Origin of the sequence: Rhodococcus sp. IEGM 1351 (assembly GCF_030056875.1) — a bacterium.
Taxonomy (GTDB): domain Bacteria; phylum Actinomycetota; class Actinomycetes; order Mycobacteriales; family Mycobacteriaceae; genus Rhodococcus_F; species Rhodococcus_F opacus.
Genome location: NZ_JASHKU010000012.1, coordinates 56,250 through 78,721 on the forward strand (window position 1 = coordinate 56,250; position 22,472 = coordinate 78,721).

General features: G+C 68.0%; 21 protein-coding genes. 9 read left to right on the plus strand and 12 right to left on the minus strand.

Annotation, left to right across the window (positions count from 1 at the left end; translation table 11 throughout):
* Window positions 1-128: 128 nt before the first annotated feature.
* On the plus strand, window positions 129-1,328 hold the full coding sequence (locus tag QM806_RS21430) for an MFS transporter (RefSeq protein ID WP_283292771.1): 1,200 nt from the start codon (window positions 129-131) through the stop codon (window positions 1,326-1,328).
* 2 nt (window positions 1,329-1,330) lie between these two features.
* Here QM806_RS21430 and QM806_RS21435 read toward each other — a convergent pair whose 3' ends face one another.
* From QM806_RS21435 to QM806_RS21455, 5 genes are all read right to left on the minus strand, one after another.
* Entirely contained in the window at window positions 1,331-2,302 is a 972-nt protein-coding gene (locus tag QM806_RS21435; protein WP_283292773.1) for a YVTN family beta-propeller repeat protein, read from the minus strand.
* A gap of 52 nt (window positions 2,303-2,354) precedes the next feature.
* A complete protein-coding gene (locus tag QM806_RS21440; protein WP_005572080.1) occupies window positions 2,355-3,203 on the minus strand; it encodes an ACT domain-containing protein in 849 nt (282 codons plus the stop codon).
* 147 nt (window positions 3,204-3,350) lie between these two features.
* Window positions 3,351-5,384 (minus strand): neutral/alkaline ceramidase, encoded by a 2,034-nt coding sequence (locus QM806_RS21445; RefSeq protein WP_120659771.1) that lies wholly within the window; start codon window positions 5,382-5,384, stop codon window positions 3,351-3,353.
* Window positions 5,385-5,538: 154 nt separating this feature from the next.
* Complete coding sequence (locus QM806_RS21450) at window positions 5,539-6,267, minus strand: acetoacetate decarboxylase family protein (RefSeq protein ID WP_005572077.1); 729 nt, start codon at window positions 6,265-6,267, stop codon at window positions 5,539-5,541.
* A complete protein-coding gene (locus tag QM806_RS21455) occupies window positions 6,264-7,115 on the minus strand; it encodes an SDR family oxidoreductase (RefSeq protein ID WP_172649859.1) in 852 nt (283 codons plus the stop codon). The genes QM806_RS21450 and QM806_RS21455 overlap by 4 nt, the downstream gene beginning before the upstream one ends.
* Window positions 7,116-7,256: 141 nt before the next feature.
* On the opposite strand from QM806_RS21455, the gene QM806_RS21460 reads away from it, so the two are divergent.
* Entirely contained in the window at window positions 7,257-8,432 is a 1,176-nt protein-coding gene (locus QM806_RS21460) for a cytochrome P450 (protein WP_120659770.1), read from the plus strand.
* 68 nt (window positions 8,433-8,500) lie between these two features.
* On the opposite strand, the gene QM806_RS21465 is transcribed toward QM806_RS21460, so the two are convergent.
* Window positions 8,501-9,382, minus strand: a complete 882-nt coding sequence (locus QM806_RS21465) for an aldo/keto reductase (protein ID WP_039952881.1) — start codon at window positions 9,380-9,382, stop codon at window positions 8,501-8,503.
* A 66-nt stretch (window positions 9,383-9,448) separates the two neighbouring features.
* On the opposite strand from QM806_RS21465, the gene QM806_RS21470 reads away from it, so the two are divergent.
* The gene (locus QM806_RS21470) at window positions 9,449-10,261 is read left to right on the plus strand and encodes an HAD family hydrolase (protein ID WP_065489050.1); all 813 of its coding nucleotides are present in this window, start codon (window positions 9,449-9,451) and stop codon (window positions 10,259-10,261) included.
* A gap of 51 nt (window positions 10,262-10,312) precedes the next feature.
* Here the strand turns inward: QM806_RS21470 and QM806_RS21475 are convergent, their stop codons facing one another.
* From QM806_RS21475 to fadD3, 5 genes are read right to left on the minus strand one after another with little or no spacing between them, the layout of a single operon-like run.
* Window positions 10,313-11,362 carry an acyl-CoA dehydrogenase family protein gene (locus tag QM806_RS21475; protein ID WP_120659769.1) on the minus strand — a complete coding sequence of 350 codons (1,050 nt, stop codon included), beginning with the start codon at window positions 11,360-11,362 and terminating at the stop codon, window positions 10,313-10,315.
* Entirely contained in the window at window positions 11,359-12,327 is a 969-nt protein-coding gene (locus tag QM806_RS21480; protein WP_054245997.1) for an acyl-CoA dehydrogenase family protein, read from the minus strand. The genes QM806_RS21475 and QM806_RS21480 overlap by 4 nt, the downstream gene beginning before the upstream one ends.
* The gene (locus QM806_RS21485; protein WP_005254491.1) at window positions 12,324-13,484 is read right to left on the minus strand and encodes an acyl-CoA dehydrogenase family protein; all 1,161 of its coding nucleotides are present in this window, start codon (window positions 13,482-13,484) and stop codon (window positions 12,324-12,326) included. The genes QM806_RS21480 and QM806_RS21485 overlap by 4 nt, the downstream gene beginning before the upstream one ends.
* The gene (locus QM806_RS21490) at window positions 13,485-14,357 is read right to left on the minus strand and encodes an enoyl-CoA hydratase (RefSeq protein ID WP_120659767.1); all 873 of its coding nucleotides are present in this window, start codon (window positions 14,355-14,357) and stop codon (window positions 13,485-13,487) included. It lies immediately after the preceding gene.
* Window positions 14,354-15,901: a 3-[(3aS,4S,7aS)-7a-methyl-1,5-dioxo-octahydro-1H-inden-4-yl]propanoyl:CoA ligase gene (gene fadD3 / locus QM806_RS21495; protein WP_120659766.1), complete on the minus strand. Its 1,548-nt coding sequence runs from the start codon at window positions 15,899-15,901 to the stop codon at window positions 14,354-14,356. The genes QM806_RS21490 and fadD3 overlap by 4 nt, the downstream gene beginning before the upstream one ends.
* 48 nt (window positions 15,902-15,949) lie before the next feature.
* On the opposite strand from fadD3, the gene QM806_RS21500 reads away from it, so the two are divergent.
* The 4 genes from QM806_RS21500 (at window position 15,950) to QM806_RS21515 (ending at window position 19,843) form a co-directional block, all read left to right on the plus strand.
* Window positions 15,950-17,170 (plus strand): acyl-CoA dehydrogenase family protein, encoded by a 1,221-nt coding sequence (locus QM806_RS21500; RefSeq protein ID WP_120659765.1) that lies wholly within the window; start codon window positions 15,950-15,952, stop codon window positions 17,168-17,170.
* A complete protein-coding gene (locus QM806_RS21505) occupies window positions 17,167-17,967 on the plus strand; it encodes an SDR family oxidoreductase (protein ID WP_005569818.1) in 801 nt (266 codons plus the stop codon). Before QM806_RS21500 ends, QM806_RS21505 begins: the two co-directional genes overlap by 4 nt.
* Before the next feature lie 99 nt (window positions 17,968-18,066).
* A complete protein-coding gene (locus QM806_RS21510; RefSeq protein WP_005569817.1) occupies window positions 18,067-18,681 on the plus strand; it encodes a TetR/AcrR family transcriptional regulator in 615 nt (204 codons plus the stop codon).
* A 13-nt stretch (window positions 18,682-18,694) separates the two neighbouring features.
* Window positions 18,695-19,843: an acetyl-CoA C-acetyltransferase gene (locus tag QM806_RS21515; RefSeq protein ID WP_120659764.1), complete on the plus strand. Its 1,149-nt coding sequence runs from the start codon at window positions 18,695-18,697 to the stop codon at window positions 19,841-19,843.
* 39 nt (window positions 19,844-19,882) lie between these two features.
* Here QM806_RS21515 and QM806_RS21520 read toward each other — a convergent pair whose 3' ends face one another.
* Window positions 19,883-21,145 (minus strand): ATP-binding protein, encoded by a 1,263-nt coding sequence (locus QM806_RS21520; protein WP_120659763.1) that lies wholly within the window; start codon window positions 21,143-21,145, stop codon window positions 19,883-19,885.
* 140 nt (window positions 21,146-21,285) lie between these two features.
* On the opposite strand from QM806_RS21520, the gene hypA reads away from it, so the two are divergent.
* Window positions 21,286-21,615 carry a hydrogenase maturation nickel metallochaperone HypA gene (gene hypA / locus QM806_RS21525; RefSeq protein ID WP_005244680.1) on the plus strand — a complete coding sequence of 110 codons (330 nt, stop codon included), beginning with the start codon at window positions 21,286-21,288 and terminating at the stop codon, window positions 21,613-21,615.
* Between the two features lie 5 nt (window positions 21,616-21,620).
* Window positions 21,621-22,412, plus strand: a complete 792-nt coding sequence (gene hypB / locus QM806_RS21530; protein ID WP_164709511.1) for a hydrogenase nickel incorporation protein HypB — start codon at window positions 21,621-21,623, stop codon at window positions 22,410-22,412.
* Window positions 22,413-22,472: the final 60 nt, after the last annotated feature.

Sequence of the window (22,472 nt, forward strand, 5' to 3'; positions counted from 1 at the left end):
AGGTCAGAATACCAGCTTGCGCACATAGCGGGCGTGTGCAACTATTTATGGCGCGCCTGCAACTAATGCAGACGCGGTATTCGAGCTAGCGCTCTTATCTCCCAGTCTGTACGAAAGGAGTGGCTGCGATGCCACTGGGTCTGCTCGCCCTCGCAATGGGCGGCTTCGGGATCGGTCTCACCGAATTCGTCATCATGGGATTGCTGCCGGAGGTGTCGGCCGATTTCCAGGTGAGCGAGTCGGTGGCCGGCTACCTCATCTCCGGCTACGCCCTCTCCGTCGCCATCGGGGCGATCGTCATCACCGCAGCCGTCACCCGCTTCGACCGCAAACGCGTGCTCCAGGCGCTGATGGTGCTGTTCATCGGCGGCAACCTGCTGTCGGCGCTGGCCCCGACGTACGAGGTCATGATGGGCGGACGTGTCCTCGCAGCTCTGTGCCACGGCGCGTTCTTCGGCATCGGCTCGGTCCTCGCCGCCGACCTCGTGCCCGCGAGCAAGCGGGCAGGCGCGATCGCGACGATGTTCGCGGGACTGACCATCGCCAACGTTCTCGGCGTCCCGTTCGGCACCTTCCTCGGCCAGCAGTTCGGCTGGCGCTCCACGTTCTGGGCCATCACCGTCATCGGCGTCGTGGCGCTGATCGGCATCGCAACGCTGGTGCCGTCCGTGTCCCGTCCGGCGGACGCACCGGAATCCGGCGGTCTGCGCACCGAACTGCAGGCCTTCCGGTCTCCGCAGGTGTGGTTCTCGATCGCCGTCACCATCCTCGGATTCGGCGGCATGTTCGGTGCGTTCACGTACATCGCGTTCACCCTCACCGAGGTCGGCGGATTCGCGTCGACCAGCGTCCCGTGGCTCCTCGTGCTCTTCGGCGGCGGTCTGTTCGTCGGCAACGTCCTCGGTGGCCGGGCCGCCGACAAGGCACTCACCCGCACGCTGATCACGATCCTCGCCGTGCTCACCGTCGTGCTCGTCGTGTTCGCGCTCACCGCGGGGAGCAAGCCGATGACGATCGTGGCCCTGTTCTTCATGGGCGCCTTCGGTTTCGCGACCGTCCCCGGGCTGCAGATGCGGATCATGAACTACGCGGCACAGGCGCCGACGATGGCGTCCGGCGCGAACATCGCCGCCTTCAACGTGGGCAATGCACTCGGGGCCTGGCTCGGCGGCATCACCATCGCAGCGGGACTCGGCTTCACGTCGCCGATCTGGATGGGTGCCGCACTGACCGTGGGGGCGCTCGCCGTTCTCGTCCTCGCCACCGCCCTCGACCGTCGGTCGAAAGATCAGCCGGTGGAGGAGGATCCGGCGGTGGTGTCGGTCTAGCGTCAGCGCGGCCGCGTCGCGTCGCCCGCTGCGCGCGTGATGGTGGCGATCGTGTTGTCGTTCTGGCTGGTGGCGTAGGCCTTCGTGCCGTCGGCGGAGGCCGCGACGCCACCGGCACTGCCGCCGACGGCGAGCGACGTCACCTCGGCGTTGGTGCCCGGATCGAAGACCGTGACGGACCCACCCTCGGAGTCGATGACGTACAGCGTGTTTCCGTCCCCGGTCACCGCGGCGCCGCCCATTATCCCGTCGACGCCGAACGTGGCGGTCACTGTATTGGTGGCGGCGTCGATCACCGACATCTCCGCGCCGCTCCGCACGTAGGCCCGGTCGTTCGTCGCCGTCACGGCACTGGGGTGGGAGGCGACGGGAATCGTGTCGACGACGGTCGTCGTGGCCGTGTCGATCACCGTCACCGTGTTGTCGGAGGAGTTGGTGACGTACACGTGCGTGCCGTTGGCCGCGAGCTGGATGGGGAAGGCGCCGACCGGAACCGTGGCGGTCACCGTGTTCGTGGCGGTGTCGATCACGGAGACGGTGCTCTCGACGCCGTTCGTGACGTAGGCGTGGGCCCCGTCGGCGGATACCGCGACCGCCAAGGCGAATTCGCCGACCGGGATCGTGGCCGCCACCGTGTTGGTGGCGGTATCGATCACGGACACCGTCCGGTCTGCGGTGTTCACGACGAACACCCGCGCACCGTTCGGGGTGACGGCGATCCCGGTGGGCCCGCCGCCCACCGGGACGGTGGCGGTGACGGCGTTCGTTGCGGTGTCGATGACGGAGACGCTGTTGGCCCCGGAGTTCGTGGCGTACGTGACGGCACCGTTGGGTGCGACCGCCACCTGCATCGGCGTCAGCCCGACGGGAACGGTGGCGGTGACGGCGTACGTCGGCACCGCGCCGGCGGTGGTGGCCAGGAGGCCGAGCGTGGCGACGCCGATCGTCAGGACAGTCGAAGTGCGCGCGAACATCACCGTCGTAGTGTCTCCCGCACCCAGGCCGTCGTCGGGGATGTCCGCAAGATCACGTGGCAGGGTCGGCGAGTCCCCCCGAGTTCGCGGTCTCGCGTGTTCGCTGCGCCAGCTCGCTGAGGCGGCGAGCGCGGGCGATCTCGGCCGGCGTGAACGGCTCGTCCACCGGCCGCACGAAGACGAGCGGCTCACCCTCGCCCGACGGGATCGCGACGGACGCCGCCGTGGCCGGATGGTCGCTCACGAGCGAATCGACATACTGGGCGCCGAGCAGCTCCGCGATCGACAGGGGCAGTTCGGACGGATCGGCCGCCACCCGCGACGCCAACGTCAGCGCCTTCGTCTGGCCGTCGATGAGCGCGAGCGCCGAAGCCGGCCAGATGCCCACACTGCGGCCGCCCCCGGCCCGGACGGCATGCGACAGCGCCTCCGGTGACGTCTCCCGGCCCGCCCCGACGATCAACTCGTCGAGCGAACCGCCGTCCAGGTGATGGACGTGCACGGTCAGGATGTTGGCATCCAGCTTCGCGAGGTTGCGGGCCAGCGACTCGAGCTGTCCCGGTTGGTCGCTCACCCGGGCACGGATACGCCAGAGTGACTGCCCGGTCGAGAGATGGCCGTGCCTGCCGTCGGGCGGACCGTGCAGCCAGCCGCCGAGCAGTCTCATCGCCGACGGCTCCACCACCCAGATCACCAACACGGTGGTGCTGACGGTCAGGACCGTGACGGTCATCAGATAGGAGACGTGGAAATGAATGACCAAGGCATGGAGCACTAATTCGACGGGAAAGACGGCGCACAGTTTCGCGAGCGCCAGGCGGAGACGGCGGGGGTGCGGAAGCCGACCGCACGCCTCGCACGCGTTGACATGAACTCCGGGTTCTCTCGCGGCATCGTTCATGCACCCACTGTCGTCCGGAAGTATTGCCGGGTAGTTTCATCGCACGGTCGGTGGTGTGACGGATGATCGTGAAATGCGTTGGGGTGCAACGTCGATGTGGTGGGCGAGACACCGCGGCGCAGCTTGTGAGCGGGGGCACGTCGAGAGCTATCCGACCTCGAATTCGTTCGACGTCCCGGTGAACGCGGTGATCGTGCCTGCCGCGTCGCGGCTGTTGCCGAAGTGCTGCACACGGTAGCGTCCGGCGGGGGTGCCGTCCGGGACGTCCCACGTGATGCGCGCGACCGACTGGTTCGGCCCGGTGCGCGTCCAGCGGAACTTGGTGGACCAGTCGCCGTCGTCGGCGTGACGCACCCAGTCGCCGCCTCGGCGCTGGATCTCGAGGAACGTGCCACGTCGGCGCGGGTCGTTCCGGGGGTGGCCGGTGACGAACTCGGCCGCGATCTGTTCGCCCGCCGACGCTTTCGCGGCGGGCTGGGTCAGCACGTCGCCGAAGACGCGGCCTGCGGGCGGTTCGTCGCGGTCGATGCCCGGACCGAGGTAGGGCTGGAACTGCGACAGGTCGCGGGGTGCCGGGCCGCGGGGAACGTCGCGACCGGTGCGCAAAGCGTCCGCAAGCGCCGCGAATCCCTGCTGGTACGCGGGCAGTGTGTATCGGCCGAACAGGGTCGAGCCGCCCTCGTACTGCTGCGCGTCGTACTCCTGCGGGGTGGTGCAGTAACTCGCGTACGAGTTGGCGTAACCCTGGAAGATCACGTTCTCCAGCGGGACGTCGAGTCTGTCGGCGACGGTGCGGCGGATCCGCAGCCCGGACACGATCGTGAATTCCGCTGGGCCGCCCACGACGTACACGCCGCCGATGCGGAGGATCTGGATTTTCAGCACATGCGGAACCCACCCGTCGGGTGGCAGCAGACCGACGGCCACCAGCACGAGTTTCGGGGCCTGCGCATCCTGCAGCCACTGCGGGATCGGCGCGTCCATCCCACCGAGTGCGTCGACGAGCGGATCGGTGGTGCCCTCCGGGAAGATCGGGATGGCGGGACCGTCCTCGGTGCTGCCCGCGCTCATGGCGGCGCCGACACACGCGGGGGAGGTCCGGTAGGTGCGGCCGTCGGGGGTGAATTCGCCGCCGACCTCCTGATTGGCCATGTCGAGGTACATGATTCGGCTGTCCACGCCGCCGGTGAGGGTCTCCGACGCCGCCTCCCACGCCGTGCGTGCTGCCGCGACCTGCCGCTGCCCGATGATGCGGGTGTTCTCGAACTCGTCGTCGGTGGGACCGTGGCCGGGCCGGAGATCGAGGTTGGGGGACATGTCGCCGGTGTTCGTCTGCGGGAACGCGGCGACGAAATGCGGCTTCTGGTCGTCGAGGTAACGGACACCCTCGTGGTCGTGCTCCCAGAAGTAGGCGGCCGCGCCCTTGTTGTCACCGGAGATCAGATGGTTCGTGTCGGTGAGCGAAGCGCCGTGGGTCGGGAACCAGTTGATCGCCCCGACGTCTCTGCCGCCCTGCGTGATTCGCAGGACCCGCATCGACGTGTCGATGCCCAGGGGATAGTAGTCCCGGTCCTCGGCGGGGTTGCGGTCGAAGGCGATCCGCGAACGGTTGACGCTGGCATCGGTGAGTTCGCTGCGGCCGTACGACACCGAACCGGGGGCGAGGGAATCGTGCGCGGCGGTGATCGCCTCGACGATGCCACCGACCTCGGCGTCGAACACCTGACGGTTGTGGCCGAGCACGGCGAGGTTGTAGGCGTAGTCGTGGGACGCGCCGCCGCACGCCGCGTGGGAGTGCACCGCCGTGAGCATGACGTTTCGCTCGGTGTACAGGTCGCCGTGGAGTTCCGCGAGCCGGGCGAGTACGGCGTCGTGCACGGACTGGAAGATCATGCACACGTCGACGCACACGTAGACCACGCGCTGCCTGCCGGGCTCGGCGAACACGAACGCCCGCGCACGGGTCCGCTGATGCAGTCCCTCGGCGCGCTGCTCGAAACTGGAGTACCCCATCATCCCGACGTCGGCGACCGGCCCGGTGGCGTCGGAAATGCCGACACCGACGAGGAATTCGCCGTCGCCGTCGGTCGCGGGTTCTGCGGCCGCCGTCCCGGAACCGAGCGCGGCGAACGCCGGAGTCAGGGCCGCCCCCGCGAGCACGCTGCGTCGTCTGATCTGCACTACCGATCGTCCTTTCGGTGGCCGCCCCCGGGGGTGCCACGAATTGGTCAAGCGTCCAGAACCGTAGCCGGTATTGGACCCCAGTTCGGTAATCGGCGCAACCCCCATGTGAGTGGCGAAGCGTGCGCGGGCACGCTTCGCCACTCACGTGCGGTCAGACGGGCCGCGCGTCCCCGAACGTCATCTTCAATTCGGGGATCGAGGACGTGAGGAGTGCCCGTTTCGGAAGTCCCAGCGACCGCAATTCGTCCGCGATCGGGTGGCTGCCCAGTTTCAGCTCCGCGCCTCCGGGCCGGGAGCGGACCCCGGTCGGGTTCATGTCCCAGGTGGTGAACCGGGTGAGTTCGTCGAGGTGCGAATAGGCGGCGAGCGACGTGCCGGCCCCCGAACCCGGCACCGCAATGCCCGGGTTGACGCTCAACTGGGCGATCAGCCGGCCGTCCCGGCTCACCGAACCGCGCTTGACGGAACCGGTGTGGTCGACGTCGAAATCGGCCAGGACCTTCGGGAAGCCCCAGATGCCGCGACCGGCGGCCAGGGTGAAGTCGCCGTCGACGGGCAGTTGATGGATCAGCGCCCCCGCCCGACCCTGGGCCAGCGCCTTCAGGTCCCGGCGGACCGAGGTGCCGTCGGCCCGATGGTCGCGGACGAGGAACGCCACCCCGAATTCGTTGTACGGGCCGAGGTCGCCGTCCACGTAGTCGACGAACACGAGCACGCAGATGCCGCGTCCGGGCCGGAACTGCAGGATCTCCAGTCCGGAGTAGTCGATCAGCGACTGGGCGGCGGCGGTCGGCACCGAATACATCGCCATGAACGCCGACGCGGCCCGGATCTGCACGGGCATGTCGACCTGCTTGCCGAGAACCTGATGCGACGTCACGGCGCGACCACCCCGCGCAGACCGTCGGCGCCGAACATGGGCTCGAACATCGACGTGAAGTCGGGCCCGCGACGCAACATCTGGCCGCCGTCGACGTTGATGATCTGCCCCGTGATCCAGGTGGAGTCGGGGCCGAGGAGGAACTTGGCGAGCGCGGCGATGTCGGTGACCTCGCCGACCCGTGCGATCGGGGTGTTGGCCATGTAGTCGTCGAGGACGGGTCCGCCGTCGGTGATGAGCGCGACGAGGTCGGTGCGGGTCAGGCCGGGGCGGATGCAGTTGACGCGGACGTTGCTGGCCCCGAGTTCGTCGGCGGCGAGTTGCGTCAGGTTGTCGACTCCTGCCTTGGACGGACCGTATGCGCCGAACCAGCGGTGGGTGTTGCTGCTTGCGATCGAGGAGATGGTGACGATGGAACCGCCGCCCCCGGCGACGAGCGCCCGGGCGGAATGCTTGATCGTCAGCATGGTGCCGGTGAGGTTCAGGTCCACGGTCCGCCGCCACGCGTCGACGTCCAGCTGGGTCACGGGTCCCACCGTTTCGTTCCCGCCTGCGCACGTGACGACGCCGTCGAGTTGCCCGGTGCGCTCGCTCGCCTTGGCGACCGCGCGGATGACGTCGTCCTCGTTCGTGACGTCGGCGGTGATCGTGTCGACCGTCCCCGCGGGATTGTCGGCGGTGATCTGCTCCGCTGCACGCGTCAGTTTCTCTTCGCTGCGACCGCAGATCGTGACGTGGACGCCCTCGGCCGCCAGGGCGGTGGCGACGCCCAGTCCGATACCACTGCCGCCGCCGGTGACGAGTACGGACGTCTTCGCGAGCCCGCTGCTGCCGTCGTTGGTAACCACGTCCACCTCCAGGTAATAGAACTCGTGTCAATTCTCGAGCCGAGGATCTGTGAAACTTGCCGCTATACCACTGCGTCATAGTAAGAACACGTTCTATTATCAGGGCACGATTGGCGGGATTCAATGCTGAGGAGTACCCCGATGACGGACAGACCGGAGTTCGATCTGATCGACGGACGGTTCTACTCGGGCGAGCTCGGCGACCCGCGGCAGGCCTACGCATGGATGCGCGCCCACGAACCGGTGTATCGCGCGGACGGGATTCTCGGCGCCGCATCGTACGAGGCCGTCCTGGCGGCCGAACGCGATCCGGAGTTGTTCTCCAACGCGGGCGGAATCCGGCCCGGGGTGGGCCCGCTCCCGCAGATGATCGACATGGACGACCCGCAGCACCTGCAGCATCGCCGACTCGTCAACGCCGGATTCACCCGCAAGCAGGTGGAAGCGAAGATCGACCGGATCCGGGAGATCTGCGATCACCTCATCGACGCCGCGTGTGACAAGGACGAAGTGGACTTCGTGCGCGATCTGGCGGCGCCGCTTCCCATGGCCGTCGTCGGTGACATGCTCGGCGTGCGGCCCGAGGAACGCGACACGTTCCTCCAATGGTCCGACGACCTGATGAACGCACTCGGCAGCAACGCCACCCCGGAGGAACTCCAGGCACAGGCCAACGCCTACCTGGCATTCAACGAATTCACGCTCCGCACCATCGCGGAGCGGCGGCGGAATCCGACGGACGACCTCACCAGCATCCTCGTGCACAGCGAGATCCACGGTCACCGGCTCAGCGACCCGGACATCGTCGGCGAAACCCTGCTGATCCTGATCGGCGGCGACGAGACCACCCGGCACGTTCTCAGCGGCGGCATGGAACAACTGATGCGGCACCCCGATCAGCAAAAGCGGCTCGTGAACGACCCCGACGGCATCCCGGCGGCGGTCGAGGAGATGCTCCGCTGGTCGTCGCCGATCAAGAACATGTGCCGCACGGTCACCCGCGACATCGAATTCTTCGGAACCGACCTGCGCGAGGGCGAGAAGATGATGCTGCTCTTCGAATCCGCCAACTTCGACGAGGCGGTGTTCGAGCATCCCGAGGTGTTCGACATCGAACGGTCGCCGAACCCGCACGTCGCATTCGGTTTCGGCACCCACTTCTGCCTCGGCAACCAACTCGCCCGGCTCGAAGCGAAGATCATGTTCGAGCAACTGCTGTCGCGGCTGCCGGGCATGGTGCTCGTCGACGACGGCCCGCTGCGGCGTCGTCCTGCCAACTTCGTGTCGGGGCTCGAGGAGATGCCGGTGAAGCTCTAGGCGCTCCGCGCCCGTGCGCCTTTTTGGTTGCTGGAACAGCCAAAAAGGCGCACGGGTGGCGGAGCCGCCTACTCCGGTGCGTCGATGTTCAACTCGTCCGGGTGGGCGCCGACACGGGTGCCGTCGTCCATCGTCTCGATCTCGCTGAGGTCCTGCTCGCTGAGCTCGAAATCGAACACGTCGATGTTTTCGCGGATCCGCGACTCGTGGACCGACTTGGGGATGACGATCAGCCCGCTCTGCAGATGCCAGCGGATCAGCACCTGCGCGGCGCTCTTGCTGTGCCGGTCGCCGATGCGGGTGATGATCGGGTCGGTGAGCAGCGTGTTCGGCTTCGAGTCGTCACCCCACCCCGAGTTGCTGGTGCCACCGAGCGGGCTCCACGACTCGACGGCGATGCCGTGTTCGACGGCGAACGTCCGGATCTCCTGCTGCGCCAGATGCGGATGCAACTCCACCTGGTCGACCGCCGGAACGACGCCGCCCCGGTCGATCAGCAACTGCAGGTGACGCGGTTCGAAATTGCACACACCGATCGCCTTCGCGCGACCGGACTCGGCGATCTTCTCCAGCGCATCCCACGTGCGGAGGATGCGGTCGTCGTCCTGCAGCGGCCAATGGATCAGGTACAGGTCGACATAATCGACGCCGAGTCGTCCGAGGCTGGCGTCGAACGCCTTCAACGCCGGTTCGTAGCCCTGATCCGCGTTCCACAACTTGGTGGTGAGAAAGATGTCTTCGCGGGCGACACCCGAATTCGCGATGCCGCGGCCCACACCCTCCTCGTTGCCGTATGCGGCGGCGGTGTCGATGTGCCGGTAGCCCGCCTCGTCCAGGGCGAACCCGACGGCGTGTTCGGTCTCGTCGTTGTCCGCCTGCCAGACTCCCAAGCCGAGCTGCGGGAGGATGGTTCCGGAATTCAGCACGATGCTGGGTACTCGAGGACTCATGCTGTCCAGGCTATCGACTGCGGTGGGGTCGTGAGGGGTACATGCGCCGCCTGGCATCATGCGGAGGTGACGCAAATTCGGCTGTTGGCGACGGACCTCGACGGCACCCTGCTGCGGTCGGACCGCACGATCTCCCCGCGCACCGCGCAAGCCATGGAAGATGCGCGACTGTCGGGGGTCGAGGTGGTGTGGGCAACGGCCCGCGCCCGGCATTCGGTGCACGAGCTGGCGCAGTCGTGCGGATTCCGCGGCAAGGCGATCTGCGCGAACGGGGCGGTGGTCCTCGATCTGGCCGACGGAACCCCGGTGATCACGGCGACGACGACCATCGCGATGGCGTCGGCCGCGGCGGCGATGGACCGGGTGCGGACGTTGATGCCCGGTGTCGTGTTCGCGAACATCGGCCCGACGCGCTTCGTCGCCGAACCGGCGTACGCGGCGTTGTGCGAGTTCGCCGACCACCACCGGCACCCGCACGAGATGACTTTGTCGGAACTGCTGCCCGACATCGACGAGCCGATGGTGAAGATCGTTGCCCGGCACCCGGAGGTGCCCAGCGCGGAGCTGTACCGGGCGGCGGTGGCGGCCGGGGTCGACGGCGTCGAGCTGACGCACTCCGGCGCGCCGTACGTCGAGATGGCGGCGTCGGGCGTGTCCAAGGCGAGTGCGCTCGCCGAGCTCTGCGCGGTCGACGGGATCTCGACGGAGGAGGTCGCCGTGGCCGGGGACGCCATCAACGACGTCCCGATGCTGACGTGGGCAGGAACGGCTCTCTGCCCGTCCAACGCGCTGCCGGAAGTCCTCGCCCTCGCCGACCACGTCCTGCCCAGCAACGACGAAGACGGGGTCGCCAGCTACCTGGAGGGGCTGCGCCCGTGAGCGGTTAACGAGTGCAGAGACTCGTTAACCACGCACGGGCGGCGGAGCCGCCTACAGTCCGGCGGCGGTAGCCAGTTGCGGCAGGTACTCCCGCGGCTGCCCGAACAGCTGTGCACTCCCGTGCGCACGTTTGAAGTACAGCTGCGCGTCGTGTTCCCACGTGATCGCGATGCCACCGTGCAGCTGGATGGCCTCCGCCGCGGCGTGCTGCAGCGCCTCCGAGCAGTACACCTTCGCGATGACGGCGTCCTCGTGCGTCCCCGACAGCGCCGCGGCGTACGACATGGACCGGGCCGTCTCGACGAGGGCGTACATGTCGGCCATGCGGTGCTTGAGCGCCTGGAACGACCCGATCGCCCGGCCGAACTGCTTGCGCGACTTCGCGTACTCGACCGTCTGCTCCAGCGCCGCGGACGCCGCGCCCACCTGTTCCGCCGACAACGCGACCAGTGCGACCGTGCGCAACTGGTCGACGAGGTCGGTGGGGGAGACGAGCCTACGCGCCGCGACCCCGTCGAAGATCACCTCCGACAGCGGACGCGTCGGATCCATCGCCGCGACGCGACGACGCGTCACGCCGTCCGCCGCCGGGTCGACCTCGAACAGGCCTTCGGACGTGAGAACCAGCAGCACGCCCGCGACGTCACCGCCGAGCACGTACGACGCCGTCCCCGACAGCGCCTCGCCCGACGAAGTGACCCCGAAACCGGACCAGCCGTCCGCACCCGCCCAGCACAGCGCGGCCACCGAACCCGCCGCGATGCCGGGCAGCAGTCGGGCGCACGCGTCGTCGTCCCCCGACAGCACCAGCGCCTGCGCGGCCAGCACGGCGCTGCCCAGCATCGGCGACGGCGTCAGCGTGCGGCCCAGTTCTTCCTGCACCACATGGACTTCCAGCAGCGACGCCCCGACGCCGTCGTACTTCTCCGGAACGGCGAGGGCGGCGACGCCGATCTGCTCGCACAACGTGGACCACAGGGCGTCGTCGTAACCGTGGTCGGTGGTGATCGCCCGGCGGACGGCGGCGGAGTCGGAGTGCTTACCCAGCAGATCCCGGACCGACGACCGGAGCGCCGCCCGCTCCTCGTTATCGAAACTCATGACGCCTCCACAAGCGAGTCGACGACGCGGCCACGATGGAACGCCGGCGTGCCCCAGGCCGTGACCAGTGCCCGGACCTTGGTGAGCCACAGCGACAGGTCGTGTTCCTGGGTGTAGCCGATGGCGCCGTGCACCTGCAGCGCCACCCGCGCCGCCCGGTACGCGGCATCCCCGCACGCTACCTTCGCCGCCGAGACGTCCCGGGAACTGTCGACGGACCCGTCCCGCACGGACAGCGCCGCACCGTGCAGCAACGGCCGCGACATCTCCAGCCCGACCGCGACCTCGGCCAGATGATGTTTGATGGCCTGGAACTGTCCGATCACCTTGCTGAACTGCTTGCGCTGCTTGGCGTAGTCGGTGGTGACGTCGAGCAGAGTCTGCCCGAGTCCCTGCAACTGGGCCGCGGTGGCCAACGCCCCGAGGTCGAACGCGGGCCCGAAGTCGACGTCGCCGAGGGCGACCCCGGCGGTGAGGGGGAACAGCCTTCGCGACTGATCCACCGAGTTCTGCACCACCCCGGCCTGTCCGAGGCTCACCGTCGCACCATCGACGAGCAGGACCAGATCGGCTGAGTCCGCATCCACGGCGAACGGCACGTGCGGCGCGGCCGCGACTGTGGCGAGCGAACCGGAAGCCAACGCCGCCAACCGGTCCGGGGCCACCTGCGCGAGCAGCACCGGCACGACCGCGACGGTTTCGGCCACGGGGCCGGGAACGGCATGGCGTCCGAGTTGTTCCAGGGCCACGACGAGGTCGACGGCGTCGGCTCCCAGGCCGTCGTGCTCGTCCGCGATGAGCAGTCCGTTGACGCCGGTCTCGGCGAGTCGCTGCCACACCTTCAGACCCGGACCCGTGTCACCGGTGTTCCACGACCGGATCACCGCCGGCATGTCCGCCTTCGACAGCAGGGCGTCGATGCTGGACGCGAAGTCCTGATGGGAGGAGTCGAGTGTGAATCTCATCGATCCGCCTTCGGTAGGCCGAGCAGCCGCTCGGCGATCACGTTCTTCTGAATCTCGTTGGTGCCGGCATAGATCGGACCGGACAGGGAGAACAGGTAGCCGTCCATCCAGTTGTCCGCGAGCTCCGCCGAGGCGCCCTGCAGTTCGAGTGCGGTCTCGTGGGTGGCGATGTCCCACTCCGACCAGAACACCTTGTTGATGGACGATTCGGCGCCCAGTTGCCCGCCGTCGGCGAGCCGGGTGACGGTGCCGAACGTATTCAGCTGGTAGGCGCGGGCACCGATCCAGGCGTCGGCGACCTTGTTTCGCAGGGCCGTGTCGTCGGTGCGTCCGCTGTCCCGGAACAGTTCGACGAGCCGGTCGACGGTCGCGAGGAAACGGCCCGGGCTGCGCAGTGACAGTCCGCGTTCGTTGGACGCGGTGCTCATCGCGACGCGCCAGCCTTCGTTCACGCCGCCGATCACTCCGGACTCGCCGGGGTTCGCGGGGTCGTCCGGGACGAAGACGTCCTCGAGAAAGATCTCCGCGAAACCGGGCTCGCCGTCCAGCTGATCGATCGGGCGCACGGTCACACCCTTCGAGCGCAGGTCGAACATGAAGTACGTGATGCCCTTGTGTCGCTGGGCGTCCGGATCGGACCGGAACAGCCCGAAACCCCAGTCCGCGAAGCTCGCCCGCGAACTCCACGTCTTCTGCCCGTTCAGCACCCAGCCGCCGTCGACGCGCCGGGCGGTGGAACGGAGCGACGCGAGGTCGCTACCCGACTCCGGCTCCGACCAGGCCTGCGCCCAGATGTCGTCGGCGCGGGCCATCCGCGGCATGATGCGGGCCAACTGCTCGGCGTTCGCATGCTCGAACAGTGTCGGAGCGAGCAGGAAGATGCCGTTCTGGCTGACGCGTCCGGGCGCACCCGAGCGGTAGTACTCCTCCTCGAACACCACCCATTCCAGCAGCGACGCGTCGCGTCCGCCCAGTTCCTCCGGCCACGACACCACCGACAGCCGGGCGTCGGCGAGAGTGCGTTCCCACTCGCGGTGCGCTTCGAAACCCTCCGCGGTATCCATCGACGGCAGCGGCTCGGCGGGAACGTTGTCGCGCAGGAAGGTCCGCACCTCCTCGCGGAATGCGACGGTGGCGGCGTCGAACTCGAGATCCACCTACTTCGCCCCTTCGTTCGAGTTGCGCGCACTGGCCGCCATCGACTTGGCGTCCATGCCGCCGAGCGGATCGGTGTCGATCTCGGCGTTGTGCGCGTGCGCGAAGTGGTGGAGACCGAACACGGAGTCCATGCCGTTCCGCATGCCCATCTGGTCCTCGCACTGGTTGACGGCCTTCTTGGTGAGCGCGAGACCGAACCGGGGCATGGCGGCGATGCGTCCGGCGATGGCGAGGGTCTCCTGCTCCAGGTCCTCGCGCGGCACGACGCGGTTGACCATGCCCACCTCGTAGGCGCGCTGCGCGGTGAACCGGTCGCCGGTGAAGAGGATTTCCTTCGCGAACCGCGGTCCGAGCATCCACGGGTGCGCGAAGTACTCGACCCCCGGAATGCCCATACGTACGACCGGATCGGAGAAGAAAGCGTCGTCCGACGCCACGATGAGGTCGCACACCCACGCCAGCATCAGACCGCCGGCGATGCAGGCGCCCTGGATCATCGCGATGGTCGGCTTCGGGATCTCGCGCCAGCGACGGCACATCCCGAGATAGACCTCCATCTCGCGCGCGAACCGCTGGTCGCCGCCCGGCTTGTCGACATGGTCCCACCACATCACGGCCTTGTTGTCGTAGTGCACGTGATGGTCCCGGCCCTGGGTGCCGATGTCGTGCCCGGCGCTGAAGTGCTTGCCGTTGCCGGCGAGGACGATCACCTTCACGTCGTCATCCTCGACGGCCCGCTCGAACGCGGCGTCGAGGGCGTACGTCATCACCGAGTTCTGGGCGTTGCGGTAGTCGGGGCGGTTGAGCGTCACGAATGCGACACCGTCACGCACCTCGTAGGTGACGACGTCACCCTCGTCCGGAACCGTCATTTCTTCTCCTCACGCAGAACGTTTTTCATGACCTTCCCGGAGGGATTCCGGGGGAGGGACTCCACGAAGCGCACCGACCGGGGCACCTTGAAGTTGGCGAGTCGCTCCTTGCAGAACGCGACCACGTCGTCCTCGGCGAGCGTCGAGCCAGACTTGGCGACCACGTAGGCCCGCCCGACCTCGCCCATCCGCTGGTCGGGAACGCCGATGACGGCAGACTCCGCGACGCCGTCGAGTCGGGCAAGAGCGTTCTCCACCTCAGCGGGATACACGTTGAAACCGCCGGAGATGTACATGTCCTTGAGGCGGTCCGTGATGTCGACGTAACCGCGGTCGTCCAGGGTCCCGACGTCGCCGGTGTGCAGCCAGCCGTCCGCATCGATGGTTTTGGCGGTCGATTCGGGGTCGTCGAGGTAACCGAGCATCACGTTCTCGCCGCGCACCAGGATCTCGCCCTTGTCGCCGATCCGGACCTCCATCCCGGGGATGGCGCGACCCGACGTGGTCGACACGGTCACCGGGTCGTCGTCGGTCCGGCACATCGTGACCACCACCGCCTCCGTCTGACCGTAGGCGGTGAGGACGGCGTCGAAGCTCAGCTCCGACTGCATCCGTTCCACCAGGGCGACCGGAACCGCGGCCGCGCCCGTGATCGCGACCCGCAGGCTGGACAGGTCGTACTTCGGGCGGTCCGGGTGGTCGAGGATCGATTGGAAGATCGTGGGGGCGCCGGGGAGCACGGTGATCTGCTCGTCGTGCACGGTCGCCATCACCTTCGGAACGTCGAACACCGCCATCGGCACCACCGTCGCCCCGTTCAGCAGGCACACCAGGAACCCCGCCTTGTACCCGAAGGTGTGGAAGAACGGGTTGATGATCAGGTAGTTGTCGTCGGAGGTCACCTCGGCGCACTCGCCCCACGCCTGCGCGATGCCCACCGACTGCCGGTGCGCACTCATCACGCCCTTGCTGCGGCCCGTCGTGCCCGACGTGAACATGACGTCGGAGACGTCGTCGGGGGAGACGGCGGCCGCGCGGGCGTCGGCCTCGGCGCGCGTGTCCTCGTCGGCGAGGGCGAGGAAGTCGTCGAAGTCGAAGACGCCGGGAACCTCGACGTCGCCGCCGTCGACCGGAACCCGGACGACGGTCGGCAGGTCGAGGGTGCTCGACTCGTCGCGCAGCGCCGCGTACCGGTCGGTGCCGAGGAATTTGCCCGCGACCACCAGTGCGGTGGTCTTGGTGCGCTCGAGAATGTCGAGGGCCTCGGTGGCCGTGTACCGGGTGTTGATCGGGACGAGAGTCGCGCCGGCGTAGTGGATGCCGAGCGCCGCGACCACCCAGTGATACGTGTTGGGCGACCACACCGCGACGTGATCGCCGGGGCGCACGTCCTGTGAGCTGAGTGCTGCGGCGAAATCGCGGACACGGTCGTGCAGTTGTGTGAAGGTCAGACGGACGTCGCCGTCCGCCACGGCTGTGAGCTCGCCGAATTCGCGTGCGGCCCGTTTCAGGGCGGACGGGGTGGTTGTCGGTTGTTCGGTCACTGGGCTCCCTACCTACCTAGCAAGTGCTTGGTAGGTTATCTTACAGACGTGGACCAGAGCGAGAGCCCGGACGGGCTGATCACCGACGACGACTTTGCGCAGACCGTCAGGACGTGGCTGAACGACAACCTCACCGGCGACTTCGCCCGGCTGAAAGGCAAGGGCGGCCCCGGCAGCGAGCACGAGTTCTTCGAGGAACGGCTCGCCTGGGACCGTCATCTCGCCGCGGCGGGATGGACCTGCCTCGGCTGGCCGACGGAGCACGGCGGGCGCGGAGCCACGCTGGCACAACAGGTGGTGTTCCATCAGGAGTATGCGAAGTCGGGGGCGCCGGCGCGGGTCAGCCACGTCGGCGAGGAACTGCTCGGGCCGACGCTCATCGCCTTCGGCACCGAGGAGCAGAAGCGCCGGTTCCTTCCCGGGATCAACACCGTGACCGAACTGTGGGCGCAGGGCTACTCCGAGCCGGGCGCCGGTTCCGACCTCGCCAACGTCGCCACCACCGCGCGCCGCGACGGCGACAAGTGGGTGATCAACGGGCAGAAGGTCTGGACGTCCCTCGCGCACGTCGCCCAGTGGGCGTTCGTCCTCTGCCGCACCGAACCGGGATCCAAGCGGCACCAGGGCCTGAGCTTCCTGCTCGTCCCGCTCGACCAGCCCGGCGTCACGGTCCGGCCCATCCAGCAGTTGACCGGCACGTCCGAGTTCAACGAGGTGTTCTTCGACGACGCGGTCACCGACGCGGATCTGGTGGTCGGGGAGCCGGGGGACGGCTGGCGGGTCGCGATGGGTCTGCTCACCTTCGAGCGCGGCGTGTCCACGCTCGGGCAGCAGATCGGGTTCGCCCGCGAACTGCAGGGCGTCGTCGACCTCGCGAAGGCCAACGGTGCGGCGACCGACCCGAACATCCGCGAGAAGATCGCCCGCGCGTGGGTCGGGCTGCGGGTGATGCGGGCACACGCCCTGCGCACCCTGGAAGCGGTCGACGCCGGGACCTCCGGCGCGGAGGCGTCCGTCGCGAAGCTGTTGTGGGCCAACTGGCACCGCGATCTCGGTCAGCTGGCCATGGACGTGCAGGGCGCGGCGTCGCTGCTCGCCCCGGCCGATCCGTCGTCCGACGTCACGGACCCCGAACACCTGGAACTGGGCGAGTGGCAGCGACTGTTCCTGTTCACCCGCGCCGACACCATCTACGGCGGATCCAACGAGATCCAGCGCAACATCATCTCCGAGCGCGTGCTCGGACTTCCCCGAGAGGCCCGTTCATGACTACTACTCCGCTCGCCACCGCGCCCGTCGAGACTCCGGGCCACGACCTGTTGAAAGGCAAGAAGGTCGTCGTCACCGCCGCGGCGGGCACCGGCATCGGATTCGCGTCCGCGCGACGCGCCCTGCTCGAGGGCGCCGACGTGCTGGTGTCCGACTGGCACGAGCGTCGACTCCTCGAGACCAAGGAGAAACTGGCCGCCGAGTTCCCCGGTCAGGCGGTCGAAGCGCTGACGTGTGACGTGTCCAGCACGGAGCAGGTGGACGCTCTGATCTCCGGGGCCGCCGACGCGCTGGGCAGGATCGACGTCCTCGTCAACAACGCCGGACTCGGCGGCGAGACCCCGCTCGTCGACATGACGGACGAGGAGTGGGACCGCGTCCTCGACATCACGCTGAACGGAACGTTCCGGGCCACCCGCGCCGCGCTGCGCTACTTCAAGGAGGCCCCGCACAACGGCGTACTGGTCAACAACGCGTCCGTCCTCGGGTGGCGGGCGCAGCACTCGCAGGCGCACTACGCGGCCGCGAAGGCCGGCGTCATGGCCCTGACCCGGTGCAGTGCGATCGAGGCCGCCGAGTACGGCGTCCGGATCAACGCCGTCGCGCCGTCCATCGCACGGCACGCATTCCTCGCGAAGGTGACCAGCGAGGAACTCCTCGACAAGCTGGCGTCCGACGAGGCGTTCGGCCGCGCCGCCGAGGTGTGGGAAATCGCCGCCACCATCGCCATGCTCGCCAGCGACTACACCACCTACCTCACCGGTGAGGTCGTGTCGGTCTCGTCGCAGAGGGCGTAGCCGGCTCCGCCGCCTGTGCGTGGTTGACGAGTGTCTGGACTCCTTAACCGCGCACAGGGCCGAAGGCCCTAACAAGCGCTTGGTTGATAGGATGTGACGATGACGCCACCCCCCGCCGACGACACTTCCGGCAAGTCCGGACGCCGGACCGAACTCCTCGACATCGCGGCCACCCTGTTCGCCGAACGCGGCCTGCGGGCCACCACCGTGCGCGACATCGCCGACGCCGCGGGCATCCTGTCGGGCAGCCTGTACCACCACTTCGACTCGAAGGAGTCGATGGTCGACGAGATCCTACGGGGCTTCCTCGACGACCTGTTCGGCAAGTACCGCGAGATCGTCGCGTCCGGACTCGACAGTCGCGCCACCCTCGAAGCGCTGGTCACCACGTCCTACGAGGCGATCGACGCGTCGCATTCCGCGGTCGCGATCTACCAGGACGAGGTGAAGCACCTCGTCGCCAACGAGCGCTTCGCGTACCTGTCCGAACTGAACACCGAATTCCGCGAGCTGTGGATGGGTGTGCTCGAGGCGGGTGTGAAGGACGGCAGCTTCCGGTCCGACATCGACGTCGAGCTCGCCTTCCGATTCCTCCGCGACACCGCCTGGGTCGCCGTCCGCTGGTACCGGCCCGGCGGCTCGGTCACGGTCGACACCGTCGCCAAGCAATACCTCTCGATCGTCCTCGACGGACTTGCGAGTCCCCGTAACTGACTAGGAGTTTCACATGACCGAGGCCTACATCGTCGACGCCGTTCGCACACCGATCGGCAAGAAGAACGGCGGCCTGTCCGGCGTGCACCCGGCCGACCTGGGTGCGCACGTCATCAAGGCCCTCGTCGAGCGCACGGGCATCGACCCGGCCGGTGTCGACGACGTCGTCTTCGGTTGCGTCGACGCGATCGGCGGGCAGGCCGGCAACATCGCCCGCACCGCGTGGCTGGCCGCCGGCTACCCGGAAGAAGTCCCAGGGGTCACCGTCGACCGGCAGTGCGGGTCCAGTCAGCAGGCCGTGCACTTCGGTGCGCAGGCGATCCTGAGCGGCACCGCCGACCTGATCGTCGCCGGCGGGGTGCAGAACATGAGCCAGATCCCGATCGCCTCGGCGATGGTGGTCGGTCAGCAGTACGGATTCGACACCCCCTTCGGCGGATCGACGGGCTGGACGGAACGCTACGGCGACCAGGAAGTGTCGCAGTTCAACGGCGCCGAACTGATCGCGGACAAGTGGGACATCAGCCGCGACGAACTCGAGCGCTGGGCGCTGCAGAGCCACGAGCGGGCGCGGACGGCCATCGCCGAGGGTCGCTTCGACCGCGAGATCGTCCCGTTCGGTGACGTGACGACGGACGAGGGGCCCCGCGAGACCAGCCTCGAGAAGATGGCCGCCCTGAAGACCCTCACCGACGGGGGACGACTCACCGCCGCGGTCGCGAGCCAGATCTCCGACGGCGCGAGCGCGGTGCTGCTGGCCTCACCGGAAGCAGTCGAGAGGTACGGCCTGACCCCCCGGGCCCGCATCCACCACCTCAGCGCCCGCGGCGCCGACCCGATCTTCATGCTCAGCGCGCCGATCCCGGCCACGCGCTACGCGCTGGAGAAGACGGGTCTGAGCATCGACGACATCGACCTGGTCGAGATCAACGAGGCCTTCGCACCGGTCGTCCTCGCGTGGATCAAGGAGATCGGGGCCGATCCGGCGAAGGTCAATGTCAACGGCGGCGCGATCGCCCTCGGCCACCCGCTCGGCGCGACCGGCACGAAGCTGATGGCCACACTCCTCAACGAACTCGAGCGCACCGGCGGCCGCTACGGTCTGCAGACCATCTGCGAGGGCGGCGGCACAGCCAACGCCACCATCATCGAACGCCTGTGAGTACTTGTTAACCGCGGGCGGTTAACAAGTACTCACAGGTCAGGTGCGGGCATGACCGGCGATGTCCTCCGTGAACGCCCGCATCATCTCGGCGGTGAGGGTGGGACGCACCGTGCCGATCACGTCCAGATAGTCCTGGGTGCCGGCATGGCAGCGTCCACCCGAGTCGACGCTGCACTCGAAGGTCGCCTGCGCCACGGTCCGTGCCGCGTGCGCGACATCGGCGGGCGTGTAGCCCTCGGTCGCGGCGACGAGGGCGGACACGTCGACCTGCTCGTTGCCGAGGTACCGCTCCCACAGGGCGTGTCTGGCCTCCGCGTCCGGCGCGCCGATCGGCAGCACGTAGTCGAAACGTCCGTGTCGAAGGAACGCATCATCCAGTGCTCGAACGGAATTGGTGGCGCATACCAGTAGCCGCCCGCCGCGTTCGCGGAAGTTGACGATCGACTTCAGCAGTTCGTTCACCACCCCGACGGACTGCGACCCGGGCCGGCGCCGCGCCGCCACCTCCTCCACCTCGTCGATGAAGACGACGACGTGCTCGAGTTCGCCCATCGACGTGAACGCCTCCCCGAGGCCGGCGGCGAGACCGCTCTCGGCGGCCGCGAGCCGCGACGGGAACAGTTCGACGAACGGCCAGCCGAGCCGGCTGGCGATGGCACGCGCGAACGTCGTCTTCCCGGTTCCCGGCGGCCCGAACAGCACCACCGCGCGGGGTGCTGCCACCCCGTGGTCGGCGGCCAGCGCCGGCCGTGACAGTGGGAGCACGATCTTGCGTTCGATCAGCGATTTCTCCCGGGTCATGCCGGCGACCTGTTTCCACAGTCCGGCGGGCGGTACCGCACCGCCGAGCGTCGCCAGAAGCCCGGCCGTGCGGGGCGACACCGTTCCGAGCTTCTCGTAGTACGTGACTCCCGTGCGGGCCGTGAATCCGGAATTGGTCAGCGCCGTCGCACCGGTCTCCCCTTCGGGGAGGAGGGCGGTCACCCGTCGCACTCCTCTGGCGAGGAGCCGGTGCTCGAGCTGCGACAACAGGGCGCTGCCGAGCCCCTGCCCACGCCATTCGGGATCGAGGGAGATCCGCATGACCCAGGCGCGGTCCTCGTCGACGCGAGCGACCGCCGTCCCGATGATGTGCCCGTCCCTCGTCGCGACGACCGCGGGGTGACGGTTCAACAGACTCCCGACCACGTCCGAGAGCGCGAACAGGGGCAGTTGGTCCGTGGTGGTGGAACTGCTGTCCATGCGCACGACAGCCTCGAGATCCTCCGGTTCGAAGTCTCGGATGGTCCAGGCGTCCATGCGCCCTCCCTGTAGTGGATGGCGGATCCTCAGACTACGTCTGCCGTGAGTACTTATTAACCGCCCGCGGTTAATAAGTACTCACGGGCGGGAAGCGCTACGCTCGAATCCACAGGTGACGAGTCCTGAACGGGGCCGTGATGCACGAGTTGGCAATCACCCAGAGCGTCGTCGACGCCGTCTGCGAGACCGCCGCGGGACGGACGGTCCACAGTGTGCGCGTACAGGTGGGGGCGTTGACGGCCGTGGTCGCCGATTCGATGCAGTTCTGTTTCGAACTGGTCACCGAAGGGACCGTCGCGCACGGTGCCCGTCTCGACATCGACCACACCCCGGGCGGGGCGCACTGCCGTGAGTGCGGCGAGGATTTCGCGCTCACGGACCTGGTGTTGCTGTGCCCGTGCGGAAGTGCGGACGTGGAGGTCACGTCGGGTCGGGAACTACGAATCCTCTCGATGGAAGTGAGCTGACGCAAATGTGTGCCACCTGTGGATGCGGAGACGAGACCGGAACCAGGATCACGGTGCCCCATGAGCACCCGCACGACCACGAGCACCCGCACGACCACGATCATTCGCACGACCACGAGCACCCGCACACTCACGAACACCCCCACGAGCACGCGACCGAGACGGTGACCCTCGAACAGAAGGTGCTGGCGAAGAACGACCTCACGGCGGAGCGCAACCGGGGCTGGCTGGCCGGACGTGGGGTGCTCGCGCTGAACGTGATGAGTTCGCCGGGGTCGGGGAAGACGACGCTGCTCGAACGCACCATCGCCGACATCGGTGGGCAGCGGCGCGTCTCGGTGGTGGAGGGTGATCAGGAGACGATGCTCGATGCCAACCGAATCAAGGCGACGGGATGTGCTGTGGTGCAGGTGAACACGGGCGCCGGGTGCCATCTCGACGCCGAGATGATGCGGGACGCGCTGACCGCTCTCGACCCCGAGCCGAACTCGCTGCTGTTCATCGAGAACGTGGGGAACCTCGTCTGTCCGGCACTGTTCGATCTCGGTGAGAAGAGCAGGGTGGTGGTGATCTCGGTGACCGAGGGGACGGACAAGCCGCTCAAGTACCCGCACATGTTCGCGGCGGCGAACCTGGTGATCGTGAACAAGGCGGACCTGTTGCCGTACGTGGACTTCGACGTCGATCTCTGCACGAAATACGCCCGGTCCGTGAACCCCGACCTGCAGATGATCACGTTGTCGGCGACGACGGGCCAGGGCATTGCGCAGTGGTACGACTGGATTGCGAAGCAATGACGCTCCTACACGACCGGGTGGAGCCGCGCGGTGCGACGCGCCGAGGACCGTTGACATCCG

Excerpts from the sequence above, each read along its gene's own strand:
- QM806_RS21430 (WP_283292771.1), top strand. The coding sequence starts at position 129 with ATGCCACTGGGTCTGCTCGCCCTCGCAATGGGCGGCTTCGGGATCGGT.
- QM806_RS21435 (WP_283292773.1), bottom strand. The coding sequence starts at position 2,302 with ATGTTCGCGCGCACTTCGACTGTCCTGACGATCGGCGTCGCCACGCTC.
- QM806_RS21440 (WP_005572080.1), bottom strand. The coding sequence starts at position 3,203 with ATGAACGATGCCGCGAGAGAACCCGGAGTTCATGTCAACGCGTGCGAG.
- QM806_RS21460 (WP_120659770.1), top strand. The coding sequence starts at position 7,257 with ATGACGGACAGACCGGAGTTCGATCTGATCGACGGACGGTTCTACTCG.
- QM806_RS21465 (WP_039952881.1), bottom strand. The coding sequence starts at position 9,382 with ATGAGTCCTCGAGTACCCAGCATCGTGCTGAATTCCGGAACCATCCTC.
- QM806_RS21475 (WP_120659769.1), bottom strand. The coding sequence starts at position 11,362 with ATGAGTTTCGATAACGAGGAGCGGGCGGCGCTCCGGTCGTCGGTCCGG.
- QM806_RS21480 (WP_054245997.1), bottom strand. The coding sequence starts at position 12,327 with ATGAGATTCACACTCGACTCCTCCCATCAGGACTTCGCGTCCAGCATC.
- QM806_RS21490 (WP_120659767.1), bottom strand. The coding sequence starts at position 14,357 with ATGACGGTTCCGGACGAGGGTGACGTCGTCACCTACGAGGTGCGTGAC.
- QM806_RS21505 (WP_005569818.1), top strand. The coding sequence starts at position 17,167 with ATGACTACTACTCCGCTCGCCACCGCGCCCGTCGAGACTCCGGGCCAC.
- QM806_RS21510 (WP_005569817.1), top strand. The coding sequence starts at position 18,067 with ATGACGCCACCCCCCGCCGACGACACTTCCGGCAAGTCCGGACGCCGG.
- QM806_RS21515 (WP_120659764.1), top strand. The coding sequence starts at position 18,695 with ATGACCGAGGCCTACATCGTCGACGCCGTTCGCACACCGATCGGCAAG.
- QM806_RS21520 (WP_120659763.1), bottom strand. The coding sequence starts at position 21,145 with ATGGACGCCTGGACCATCCGAGACTTCGAACCGGAGGATCTCGAGGCT.
- hypA (WP_005244680.1), top strand. The coding sequence starts at position 21,286 with ATGCACGAGTTGGCAATCACCCAGAGCGTCGTCGACGCCGTCTGCGAG.
- hypB (WP_164709511.1), top strand. The coding sequence starts at position 21,621 with ATGTGTGCCACCTGTGGATGCGGAGACGAGACCGGAACCAGGATCACG.